The sequence below is a fragment of the Paraburkholderia sp. genome, assembly GCF_049581445.1.
Classification (GTDB): Bacteria; Pseudomonadota; Gammaproteobacteria; order Burkholderiales; family Burkholderiaceae; genus Paraburkholderia.
Map to the genome: position 1 here is coordinate 1 of NZ_JBAURZ010000034.1, position 12,027 is coordinate 12,027.

The window sequence follows — 12,027 nt, forward strand, 5'->3', positions numbered from 1 at the left end:
GTGCCGCTGCAAGCGTCGCAGCAACTCGTCTCCGCCAATTTCGGCAACGTCACGAGCGCGAGCGGCGCCATCGGCGCGCCGGTCGAACTGCTGCCCGCACCGGCGCTAAGCGAACCGGGCAAGATACAGGACGGCAAAACCGTGGCGTTCGATCTCGTCAGCCAACCGCAAGCGGCTGGTTACCGCGTACAGATTGCGCGTGATGCCGACCTGCTCGATCTGATCCGCGACATGCGGGTGAGCGAACCGCACGCCGATTTCGGCGCGCTGCCTGACGGCACCTATTTTGTACGAATCGCCGCGCTCGGCAGCGACGGGCTCGAAGGCGTCCCACAGACTTACGCGTTCGAACGGCGTCAACTGGGCCTCAGCGCCTCGGCGGAGCCGCGCGCCGGCAGCCGCGATTACACGTTTCGCTGGTTCGCAAACCGCCCGGGCGTCGAGACGCGTTTTCGCTTCGTGCTGGGCGTGAGTGCCGATCTGCGCAGTCCGCTGGTTGACCGGATGGACTTGCCTGCCGGCGAGATCGTCGTGACGGATCTGCCTCCCGGCGTCTATTATTGGACCGTAATTGCCGAGCAGTTCGAAAACGGCCGGTTCTATGAGAAGGGCAGCTCGATCCGGTCATTCACGCTGGCCCGCCAGGACAATTAAGACCGCGCATGAGTCTCGATCCGCGTGCACGACTTGGCCAGCCGGCCGGCCGCCGCTTTCTGTTCGAATGGGCCGCGATCGGCTGTCTCGGTATTGCGGTGATCCTGCTGGGCGCGCTTGGGCGCGTCACGGTGGGCATCGATCATCTGGTCTATGACCGCTTTCTGATGCTGCGCTCGCAGCCGGTGTCGCCCGATATCGTCGTGGTCGAAATCGACAACGCCAGTATTGAGCGCCTCGGACGCTGGCCGTGGCCGCGCAGCGTGCATGCAAACCTGCTCGCGCAAGTGGCGAGGGCGCAACCTGCGGCGGTTATCTACGACGTGCTGTTCACGGAGGCTTCGGCGGATGATGCGCAGCTTGCCCATGCAGTCGCGCTCAGCCCGACCTATCTGCCGGTGCTTTTGAGTCCCGAAGACAGCAACGGCGCGCGTGAAGTGGTCAAGCCGGTAACGCCGCTCGCGGACGCGGCGGCGGGTCTGGGCCACATCAATCTGGAAGTCGATGGTGACGGCATCGTGCGCAGCGTGGCGCTGTTCGAAGGCGACGCCCATTCACGCTGGCCGCAACTGATGGTGCCCGTCTGGCGTGCGATCCAAAGTGGCACGGTACGCCTCCTGCAAAACGCGGATGCAGGCAAGAGCGAAACCGAAAAGGAAAACGCCTCGCCGCTGGCCGCCGCGCTTAGGTTCGCAGACAGAGGAGGAAGCACCGACGAAGCACGTTTTCTGATTCCGTTCAGTTTGAACGCCGAGCACTACACAAAGGTTTCGTTTGCCAGCGTAATCGCGGGCGACGTGCCGCCGGAACAACTGCGGGGCAAGCTGGTGCTGATCGGCGTGACGGCTTCGGGCTTATACGACCGCTTCGCGACCCCCGTCTCGGGCGAGCTTGGGCCTTTGCCAGGGGTCTACATCCACGCCAATGTGCTGGATACACTGCTTAGTGGCCGCGCTATCGAGCCGGTTGGCAGGCTGCCTCTGGTACTGGTGTCGCTGCTGCCGCTCGCTGCGCTGCTGGCGGGCTTTCTGGTGATGTCGCCACGACGTTCACTGCTGTTGACGGTTGGGCTGAGCGTGGCCGTCGTGCTCGGCAGCGCGGCCTTGCTGTATGGCGCACGGTTGTGGATGTCGCCGGTGCCGGCGGTGGTGGGGCTGATCGTCGTTTATCCGATCTGGAACTGGCGGCGGCTCGAAATGACCATGGCGTATCTGCGCAAGGAACTGCAGCGACTCGCCGACGAACCGCATTTGCTGCCCGAAGCTCCGCAACGCAGACGCGAATTCGGCGGCGATGTGCTGGCCCAGCAGATGGTGTTAATGGCGCAGGCGGCGCAGCGCGTGCAGGACATGAAGCGCTTCGTTTGGGACAGCCTCGACAGCGTGCCTGAGCCCATCCTCGTGAGCGATGTGCACGGCGTGGTGCTGATCGCCAATCACGCTGCGAAGACGCACTTCGCGCGGCTCGGCGCGGCGCGTCTGCAAGATCGTCCCATGCATGAGGTGTTTGGCGATCTGGAGTTCGTGAAGACGATCGACGCGAGCGCTGACAGCGACGCGGAAAGCGATCAGCGCGCGCGCACCCATTGGCCCGCGATTCTCGACCCTACACGGCGCGAATTTGCGGACCTGATGACACAAGGCATCGAAGTACGCGACCGGGCCGAACGCGATCTTTTGCTGCGCTACGCGATGTGCAGCAACGAGCAGGGCGAGGTGACGGGGTGGATCGCCGGCCTTGTCAACGTATCGGCATTGCATGCCGCCGAGCGTCAGCGGGAAGACGCGTTGCGGCTGCTGTCGCACGACATGCGTTCGCCGCAGGCATCGATTCTGGCGCTGGTCGAGATCGAACGTGCCCGTAAGCATGGAGAGCCTGGACCGACGAGTGAACTGCTCGAGCGCATTGCGCGCTACTCGCGGCGCGCGCTGACGCTGGCAGACGACTTCGTGCAACTGGCCCGCGCCGAGTCGCAAACCTACGTGCTCGAACCTGTCAGCCTGAGCGAACTGGCTATCGACGCCAGCGACGAAGTGTGGCCGCAGGCGCATGCCAAGCAGATTCACCTTGAGACCGCGAGTGACGGCGAGGATGGCTGCTGGATCTGCGCTGACCGGTCGCTAATGACGCGTGCGCTCGTCAATATTCTGAACAACGCGGTCAAATACAGCCCGCCTGAAACGAGTATCACATGCACGATCGGGGCAGCGAACGGCTCGCCCCCGCGCGTGCAATGCACGATTCGCGATCAGGGCTATGGCATTCCGGTCGAGCAGCAGAGTCGCCTGTTCCAGCGCTTCAGCCGCTTTCACGAAGGCGATCAGCCGGAGACGGGCGGCGCCGGGCTCGGCATGGCATTTGTCAAAACGGTCGTGACGCGTCATGGCGGCGATGTGCATGTCGTCAGCGCGGCAGGAAAAGGCACGGCATTTACCGTGTCGTTACCTGCGCTCGACGAAGCGCAGGTGGAACACATTTGAGGCGCGCTGCGCTTTCCAGTGAAGTGAGAAGACAATGAAAATCACGGCAATTCGCGTCGCGCTCATCGCGGCGGTCCTGAGTGCGGCGCTGTCTGGATGCGCCAGCGTTAGCGCGGACGTGCAGGCTTCGAACCAGGGCGGGGATTGGCAAGGAGCTCGCACTTACACGTTGGCGCGCACACCGTTGCAGGACGCGAGCGCCGACCATACGCAATACGAAGCAATGGTGCGCGCTGAACTCGAGAAGTATGGCTTTGCGGATACGTTCGGACAGGGCGCGCATTATCTGCTGTCCATTGCCTACGATACGCGTCTGGCGACGATTGGCGTCGAGGCGGGCGATTGCACCGGCGACAACTGTGGCGGCAGCGCGCACGCATCATTTTCATGGTTCGGCCACCGCTCGTATCACCATGCGCTGACGCTGCGCTTCTTTGACAAGGCAGACGGTCACGAACTGTACAAGGTGAGTGCGACGAGTGAGGATCACGACGCGGACCCGCTGCATGCGATTCCGTATCTGGTGAAAAGCGCGCTCGCGCAATTCCCCTTTGACGGGCATCCGGACTGGCGCGTCAAATTGCGCGCCGATGAAACGGGCGGGGAGCCGAGGGTGGTTTCGGTTAAGCCACTGCAGCCTTAGGACAAGCCGTCCACCGCCTCACTTCTCATCACGCTCATCGGGCCAGCGGTTTTCGAACACGCATTGGGACAGCGGCAGGCGGCTTGCCCAGCGCTCGGTTTCAAGCATCGGCTCGGGGTAAAACTCGGCCACATGGCCAAGACATAGAATCGCCACTGGCCTCGCGCCCTGCGGCATGCCCAACAGCGTGCGCACCACCTCCACGTCGAACAGCGACACCCAGCCCATGCCGAGTCCTTCGGCGCGGGCCGCTAGCCACATGTTCTGAATCGCGCATGCCACCGAAGCGAGATCCATTTCCGGCAGCGTGCGGCGGCCAAAGATGTGCTTTTCGCGGCCGTCCATCAACGCCATGACCAGCAACTCGCCGCACGCCAGCATCCCTTCGACCTTCAGCTTCATGAACTCTTCGCGGCGTTTGCCGAGCGCGTCCGCGGTGGCGAGCCGTTCGCTTTCGACGCTCTCGTGCAGCGCGGCACGCAACGCCGGATCGGTGATGCGCGCAATCCGCCACGGCTGCATATAGCCAACGCTCGGCGCGTGGTGGGCCGCGTCGAGCAGGCGTTGCAGCACCTCCGGCGCGACCGGATCGCGCACGAAGTGACGCATGTCGCGTCGTTCGTAGATGGCGCGATAAACGGCCTCGCGATCGGATTCGTTAAAGCACTTCGCCATGAAACAGGGCGGCCGCGAAGGCCGGGTTGGAATTACTTGGAGCTGTTCGTCCAGTACAGCACGTCGTCCTGACGGTCGAACACGTACACCTTCATGGCCATCTGCTGCGCCGCGTCGAGCCGGTCGAGTTCCAGCCCGTGGACAGCCGGCTCGCCAGGTTCGCCCTTCTGCACATTGCGGATGATCGCGACGGTTTCGACCTGCGTGTCCAGGTCCTTGGATTTTAACGGGAAGCTGAGGCGCAGGCGGTCGCCGATCTGTCCAAGCGCCCAGGACGTGGTGAGCGACATGCCCAGCGAACTGATTCCTTTGGCGAGGCCAATGCCTTCGTACGACTCGCCTGCTTCACCGACGCCGTAGCGCACCGGCAGACGCGCGCGCACGCGGATCGACTTGCGTTCGCGCAGCCGGCGGATTACGCCCGGTCTCGACAGGACGACGTAGTCGAACGGCAACTGGCAGACCGCTTCCACGGTACACACAAAACGGAACACCGCCTGACTGGCGATGGCGACGATCTCGACGTTTTCGCCGACCCCGAGCTTCAGGATCTTGCCGTCGATCAATGGCGGCGTGACGAACAGGGCCTCGTTCGGCGCAAAACCGATGATGCGGCACGGATGCATTGGCCCGGTGCTGCCCGCTTGCGGACGCAGCCCGATCAACGCGCCGATGGACAGATGCATGTCCCTGAGCGCGAGCGGATCGAGTTCGGGCTTGCCCGCACCGTGCGCGCCCATGGCGCCCCCGGGCGGGGAAAGGTCGCCGCGACGGGGCTTGAAATGGTCGAACAGGAACTTGCGTTCTTCGACGGCGGCGAGGATCGCACCGGCGTCGAGTAGCAGCGAGCCGTCGCTATCGACGATCGGCCAGTCGAGCGGTGTGCCGACCGGAACGATGTCGGGACTGAGCAAGGCCTCTGCTGGTACGACGGGTGACTCCACGGTTTCTTCGTTCATTGGCGTTATTGACAGCGAAGTGAATGGCGGATATCGAGGTTAACGTCACCCTTACCTAAAAGTTTAACTGTTTCTTTAATTCAGCAAAATATTCCGCCCGTTTAGGCCTGCCTACCACACGAAAGCAAAAACAAAGGCGCAGGCCGCAGACCATTCAATGCACGTGCGTCTGCGCGTGCGACTGCCCGCTCGAACGCGGCTGAGTCAGGGCACTCACCACCACGAACACAATGACGTTTAACGCGAGCGCCACAAAGCCGATATTCACGTCCTTGGCAGAATCAGGCAGAAACGGAAACAACTGACCGACGCTGATGTGCATCAGCGTGGTCACGGCGACCACCAGCACGCCGCTCAGAATTCCGCAGAATGCGCCTTGTTTGGTGGCCCGGTTGTGCCGCGACAAGCTGCATAGGAGTGCCGGAAAAAATTGCGTGACCAGACTGTAGCCCATCAGCAGCAGCGCGACGATCGTCTCGCCGCCGTGCAGCGTGAATGCCACTGCGACCAGCGATACCACCGGCACCAGCATACGGGCCAGGTTCCTCACAACGGCGTCCGGCGCATCGTGCTTGAAAAGGCCGCGGTAGACGTCATTGGCGAGCAGTGTCGACGCGGTATTGAGGATCATCGAACCGGGAACCAGCGCCGTGAGCACACCCGCTGCGCCGATCACGCCGACGAACCACGGATCGAAGGTCTGCAACGACAGCCGGAACAGCGACAGGTCAATATCGCCGCCCTTCAGACCGGGCACCTTGAGCACCGCCGCGAAGCCGACAAAGAAAACGAACAGCAGGATCAACTGATACAGCGGCAGGATCATCGCGTTACGACGGAAAATCTGCTCGTTCTTCGCGGTGAACGCCGAGCCGAACGTATGCGGCCACATGAAAAAACCCAGTGCCGTCAGCAGCACGGTGGACTGGAACCAGCTGACACTCGAACCCTTGGCGGGGAAGGTGAGAAAGCCGGGCTTCGCCGCGTCGATGGCATGGAACATCGCACCCAATCCACCGTAGTAGTGGATCGGCAGGTAGATGCCGAGAAACAGCACGATCGCCAGAATCAGCGTGTCCTTGACGACGGAGTTCCACGCTGACCCGCGCACGCCCGAGACGATCACATAGATGGTGACCACGGCCGCGCCGATCCAGATTGCCGCGCTTGAAGAGATCGCACCGTACGACGTGGTGGCGACGATGATGCCCAGCCCCTTCAGTTGCAGCACCAGATACGGAATCAGCGCCGCAACGCCCACCAGCGCGACCAGCACGCCAAGCGCCGGACTATCGTATTTGCGTCTGAAAAAGTGCGGCTGCGAGACCACGTGCTGCTGTTTCGCATAGCGCCAGATGGGTGGCAGCATCCAGTACGAGAGGATGTACGCGAGGGTCGCATAACCAAGGATGTAGTAGACCGGCGCACCCTTGCCGTAGGCAAAGCCGCTGCCGCCGAGGAACGTAAAGGTCGTGTAGATCTCGCCCGCCATCAGCAGGAACACGAAGGCGGTGCCGAAGCTGCGGCCACCCACCGTCCATTGTTCGAGACTCATGTCGTGGCCGCGCCTGGCGCGCAGGCCGAGAAACAGCGCGAACAGGGTCACCGCGGCGATGATGAGGAGGGCGGCGCTCATGAGCGGGCCTCCTCTGCTTCGGCATCGGTCTGACGGTTGCGCGGATCGAGCCGGTAGACAATCGCCATGACGACCGAGGTCAGCACGACCCAGAGCACGATCCACGCAAGGACGAAGGGCATGCCGAGCACCAGGGGTTCGACACGATTGACGAAAGGAACACCGAGCAGAATGCCGATAAACGGCAGCGCACCGAGTAAACGCAACGACATAGGGGCAACTCCTCGTACGGGTGAATGCGTCGAATGAAGCGTCTCTTCCGTTCCGACTTTATGCTCGATGATGCCGGTACGTAAAGGTGCTCAAAAAAACTGTAGGCGTGCTGAAAGCCCGCCGGATGGCCCGTTCTGCGGGGCCGCCGGCGTTACGCAGCAGTGTTGCACGATGCTGCAATGCGCCACAATCGGCCGTTCGGATAGTGTCAGACGCATCGCACGCCGCGCTATGATGGAGTGTCCTTCGCCAGACATCCAGCAGGACTAACCAGATGGCTCATCGGGTTCATGCCGAAACCCATCAGTCGTCGCACGACGGGGATTGCACAACATGGTGGAAAGCCTGATCTCGGACATTCTGTTTGGATTTACCGGGTTGATCAGCATCATCAATCCTTTCGGCATCGCCTTTGTATTTCTGGACCGCACGGCCTCGCTCACCACCGAGGAGCGCACCGCGCTCGCGCGCAAGATTGCCATCAACGTAATGTGCGTCCTGCTGGTGGCGTTCTTTCTCGGCACCCCAGTCCTGCATTTTTTCGGCATTTCGCTGCAGGCCTTGCGGATAGGCGGCGGCCTCGCGGTCGCGGTGGCGGGCTGGAATATGCTCAATGCGCCGGACACGCCGCCGCCCGAACCGACCGTCAAGCGCGTCGATGCGGAGAGCGCGACGTCCAAAGCGTTTTTTCCGCTAACCGTGCCGCTCACCACCGGACCGGGTTCGGTTGCCACGGCTATCGCACTCAATGCCAATCGCACGCACAAGCTCTCGGAGTTCGTGCTGTCGAGTATTGCATCGGTGGCGATTTCGGTGATCGTGGCCTTTGTGGTCTATCTGACGTATAGCCGCGCGGTGATTTTCGCGCGTTACCTCGGCGTCGAGGGCACCAAGGTGGCGATGCGGGTTTCGTCGTTTCTTTTGCTATGTATCGGCGTGCAGATCATCTTGACCGGGCTTTCCGAGTTTCTGATTCCGATTGCGGAGATGCAGCCGAAGTAGGGGAGTCAAGAGATAGTCAAGGAAATGGTCTACAACGATTATTCACGGGCCGCCCGACCCGCAGACCTTATTCACCTGGAGACACCTCATGTGCCGTTGGCTCGCTTACACCGGCAATCCCGTGCAACTCGAAACGGTGTTGTTTCGCGCAAAACACTCGCTGATCGACCAGAGTCTGCATTCGCGTCTGGGGCAAACTACCACCAACGGCGATGGCTTCGGCATTGGCTGGTACGGGCAGCCCACTGACATCCCGTTTCGCTATCGCTGCATGCAGCCGGCGTGGAGTGACCGCAACTTGCGCGAAGCGGCGCGCGCCATCCATTCGCCGCTGTTTGTCGCCCACATTCGCGCAGCCACGGATACGCCCGCCCAGGAGACCAACTGCCATCCGTTTCGCTATGGCCGCTGGCTCTTTGTTCACAACGGACTCGTGCGTAACTATCCAGCCGTGCGGCGCGATCTGATGATGGCGATCGACCCCGAACTCTTTCCCTCCATCGAAGGCTCGACCGACTCGGAGGTGTTGTTCTATCTCGCGCTTACCTTCGGCCTCGAACTCGAGCCGGTCACGGCGCTTGAACGGATGGTGGGTTTCGTCGAGGCCACCGGCCAGCGGTACGGCGTGGAGCAGCCGTTGAACATGACGGTGTGTGCGACCGACGGCGAGCAGATCGTTGCGGTGCGTTATTCGAGCGAGCGGCAGTCGCGTTCGCTCTTCCATAGCACTTCGTTCCGGCATCTGCGCGAACTTTATCCGGATGACCAGCGGATTCTGGCCGCTGGTGACGACGCCTTTCTCGTGCTATCGGAGCCGCTGGTGGATCTGCCCGGATGGTGGGAGGAAATACCCGAAAGCACGGCGATGGTCGCGCGTGGCGGCGAAATTGAGCAGGTGACGTTTAATCCGCATCTCGCATAGCAGCGAGCCTGATTCGGATGGACGTGGGGACACATGCGTCGACCGCCCATCGGGCAGGCGCCTCGTCCAGGGGGCGCGGGCAGACATGATGGTCAGATGGTCAGAGAAAGCGCTCGGATAAACCGGCCACAGGTACGGGGGATTGCAACCGGCCATGCGCGGTGCCTGCGGGCTCCCCCATGCTAAACGTCGCCACCGCCGCCTGCAGTTGCCGCGCCTGAGCTTCGAAGGCCTGGGTGGCCGCAGCCGCTTCTTCGACGAGTGCTGCGTTCTGTTGCGTCACGTTGTCCATCTGCGTCACGGCGACGTTGATCTGCTCGATGCCGGTGCTTTGCTCGGCCACCGCGGCAGCAATTTCCTGGACGATGCCGGTCACGCGGGCCATCGCGCTTTGCGCTTCCTGAATCGTTGCGCCAGTCTGTTCGACCAGTTCTGCGCCCGCGCCGACCTTGCCAACCGCGTTTTGAATCAGGCCGCGAATTTCCTTCGCCGCGGTCGCGCTGCGCTGAGCCAGAATGCGCACTTCGCTCGCTACGACCGCAAAGCCGCGCCCGTGATCGCCGGCACGTGCCGCTTCGACGGCTGCGTTGAGCGCGAGGATGTTGGTCTGAAAGGCAATGCCCTCGATCACCGCGATGATATCGACCATCTTTTGCGATTCGCTGGAGATGTCGCGCATGGTCGCCACTACTTCGACGACCATCGCGCCGCCCCGGTCGGTGATCTGCGCGGCGCTGGTGGCAAGCTGGCTGGCGCTGCGGGCGTGATCGGCGGTCTGCTGCACCATCGAGGTAATCTCCTCCAGGCTCGAAGCGGTCTCCTGCAGCGAAGCGGCCTGGTTTTCCGTGCGCGCCGACAGGTCGGCGTTGCCGCTGGCAATTTCACGCGCGGTCATGGCGACGCTGTCGGCTACCCCGCGAATCTCGCCAATGGTGCGCCGCAGCGCATCGCGCATGTGCCGGATCGTCTGCATCAGGCTGTCTGTGTCGTTCGCACGCGTGCGGATCGCAGTCGCCAGATTCCCGGAGGCGATGGACTCGGTCACCTCGGCCACGTAATGCGGATCGCCGCCAATCGTGCGTTCGATGCTGCGGTTAGTGAGCGCAACCAGCACGGCCAGCAGCAATGCCAGCACGAGGAACACGCCGCCCGCTGCATACAGCGAGTTGTAGAAGGCGGCGTCGATGTCGTCCATATACGCGCCGGTCGCGATGATCCAGTCCCACGGCGCATAACGCACCACATAGCCGAGCTTGTCGACCGCCTTGACGGGCGTGACATGAGGACGTGGAAACACATAGTCGACGAAGCCGCCTTGCGGGGCCTGGGCGGCGCTTGCAAACGTGATGTAGTGATGACGCCCATCAGCATCAGCGAGCTCGCTCAGATCCTTGCCGTTCATCGACGGCTTGATCGGATGCATCACCATCTCGGGTTTTGAATTGATCACGAGGAAGTAGCCGTCCTCGCCGTAGCGCACATCACGCAGGCGGGCCAGCGCTTCGCGGCGCGCCTCGTCTTCGCTCAAAGTGCCGGCGTGGGCCAGCGCCGCATATTCTTCGACGATCGCGAGCCCCACGTGCGCGACGTTGACCAGATCGTTCTTGCGCTCTTCAATGCGCGTCTGATACGACAGATACGCGGCCGAGACCGAGACCAGCAACAAGGCGGTGAGGCTGACCAGCAAAGGCAACCAGAGTTTTTGCTTGAATCCAAGTTTGCGCATCCACGCTCCGTGAGGTGCTTGTCCGGAATGCCGGATCATCCGTGTCGGGCGCTGCCTGGCCAGGCCGAATGATCGTGGCCAGCGTCTCTCAAGTTGGGAACGCAGGCACGAGCCGGCACAGGCGCAGCGGCCCTATGCTGTTTATCGGCAGGGGACAGCGGTAGATGACTAGAGTGAAACCCTCGGATGCGGGCACGCATTCTGCAGACGAATCGGGCCTGCAGCGCTGTTCGGGGCGTTTGGTGGGTTTGATGACGCGCCAGGCGGCGCCGTTAGTTATCTCGTCAGCAACATCGCGCTTAGCACGGAAAACACGGTCGACGGCAGCTCGGCCAGCCGGCTCACGACCACGTTGTGCGGGTAGAACGCTTCCACCGCATCCGTGAGCACGCCTACGCCCACCAGTTCGATACCGCGCTTCTGGATATCCGCCACGCGTTGACGCAGATCGCTGCGCAGCACCAGCGGATTGCCGTCGCCGGTGGCCGGATAGCCGTCGGAGAACACCATCAGGATGCGGCGCTCGGCCGGGTGATCCGCAAGCCGCGTCGCGGCCCATGCGAGGGCTTCGCCATCCGGATTCTCATGGCCGCAATCGATGCCGGTCAGTCCGCTCAGATCCGGTGCCCCGAAGCGTTTATAGATCTGCAGATCGAGCCGCTCGACAAGCCGGTTGTAGCGCCGCAAGTCCACACCCGCTGACCGTTGCCGTTCGCAAAGCTGCTTCATCGGTGCCGACTCGATCGAACTGTAGCCGAGCACTTCGCAGTCGAATCCCAGTTGCGTCAGCGCGTCGCTGAGCGCGGCGGCACACAGGCGCGCCAGTTCGATCTTGCGGCCCGCCATCGAACCGCTGCGGTCGATCAGCAGCGTGACGGCTACATCGCGTCCTTTGGTGGTGCGCTTGACCTTGAACGGCGTGCGATAGCTAGGCGTGGTTGCGAGTTTTGCCAATGCTGTGCGGTCGATTTCGCCGCGTTCCTGTTCGCGCCGCCAGCGAGTGCGCTCATCGGCGCTGAGCGCGCGTTCGAGCCGTGCCTTCAATTGTGCCGTTTCGGCGCGCGCCTCGGTGCGTAGGGCTCGCCACGCGGCGCTGTCGCCCTGGCCGGTCTGGTCG

Annotated in this window: 10 protein-coding genes and 1 pseudogene; 5 read left to right on the forward strand and 6 right to left on the reverse strand. The window is 62.6% G+C overall.

Annotated elements, in window-relative coordinates; translation table 11 throughout:
- From WCA85_RS02010 to WCA85_RS02020, 3 genes and pseudogenes are all read left to right on the forward strand, one after another.
- Window positions 1–654, forward strand: a pseudogene (locus WCA85_RS02010) (peptidase M23); the annotation flags it as partial.
- An 8-nt stretch (window positions 655–662) separates the two neighbouring features.
- Window positions 663–3,134 (forward strand): CHASE2 domain-containing protein, encoded by a 2,472-nt coding sequence (locus WCA85_RS02015; RefSeq protein WP_424061428.1) that lies wholly within the window; start codon window positions 663–665, stop codon window positions 3,132–3,134.
- Between the two features lie 34 nt (window positions 3,135–3,168).
- Window positions 3,169–3,777: a DUF4136 domain-containing protein gene (locus WCA85_RS02020; RefSeq protein ID WP_424061429.1), complete on the forward strand. Its 609-nt coding sequence runs from the start codon at window positions 3,169–3,171 to the stop codon at window positions 3,775–3,777.
- An 18-nt stretch (window positions 3,778–3,795) separates the two neighbouring features.
- Here WCA85_RS02020 and bluB read toward each other — a convergent pair whose 3' ends face one another.
- From bluB to WCA85_RS02040, 4 genes are all read right to left on the reverse strand, one after another.
- The gene (gene bluB, locus WCA85_RS02025) at window positions 3,796–4,452 is read right to left on the reverse strand and encodes a 5,6-dimethylbenzimidazole synthase (RefSeq protein WP_424061430.1); all 657 of its coding nucleotides are present in this window, start codon (window positions 4,450–4,452) and stop codon (window positions 3,796–3,798) included.
- A 32-nt stretch (window positions 4,453–4,484) separates the two neighbouring features.
- Window positions 4,485–5,411, reverse strand: coding sequence for a flagellar brake protein (locus WCA85_RS02030; protein ID WP_424061432.1), 927 nt, complete (start codon window positions 5,409–5,411; stop codon window positions 4,485–4,487).
- A gap of 154 nt (window positions 5,412–5,565) precedes the next feature.
- The gene (locus WCA85_RS02035) at window positions 5,566–7,047 is read right to left on the reverse strand and encodes a sodium:solute symporter family protein (RefSeq protein WP_424061433.1); all 1,482 of its coding nucleotides are present in this window, start codon (window positions 7,045–7,047) and stop codon (window positions 5,566–5,568) included.
- Entirely contained in the window at window positions 7,044–7,259 is a 216-nt protein-coding gene (locus WCA85_RS02040; RefSeq protein WP_424061434.1) for a DUF3311 domain-containing protein, read from the reverse strand. Before WCA85_RS02040 ends, WCA85_RS02035 begins: the two co-directional genes overlap by 4 nt.
- Window positions 7,260–7,593: 334 nt before the next feature.
- Between WCA85_RS02040 and WCA85_RS02045 the strand changes: the two genes are divergently transcribed.
- Both WCA85_RS02045 and WCA85_RS02050 read left to right on the forward strand, forming a co-directional pair.
- On the forward strand, window positions 7,594–8,262 hold the full coding sequence (locus WCA85_RS02045) for a MarC family protein (RefSeq protein WP_424061436.1): 669 nt from the start codon (window positions 7,594–7,596) through the stop codon (window positions 8,260–8,262).
- An 88-nt stretch (window positions 8,263–8,350) separates the two neighbouring features.
- Window positions 8,351–9,184 (forward strand): class II glutamine amidotransferase, encoded by an 834-nt coding sequence (locus tag WCA85_RS02050; protein WP_424061437.1) that lies wholly within the window; start codon window positions 8,351–8,353, stop codon window positions 9,182–9,184.
- A 100-nt stretch (window positions 9,185–9,284) separates the two neighbouring features.
- On the opposite strand, the gene WCA85_RS02055 is transcribed toward WCA85_RS02050, so the two are convergent.
- A complete protein-coding gene (locus WCA85_RS02055) occupies window positions 9,285–10,910 on the reverse strand; it encodes a methyl-accepting chemotaxis protein (protein WP_424061438.1) in 1,626 nt (541 codons plus the stop codon).
- Between the two features lie 276 nt (window positions 10,911–11,186).
- Window positions 11,187–12,027: cobaltochelatase CobT-related protein (locus WCA85_RS02060; RefSeq protein ID WP_424061439.1), on the reverse strand; the 841-nt coding region annotated here is incomplete at its 5' end.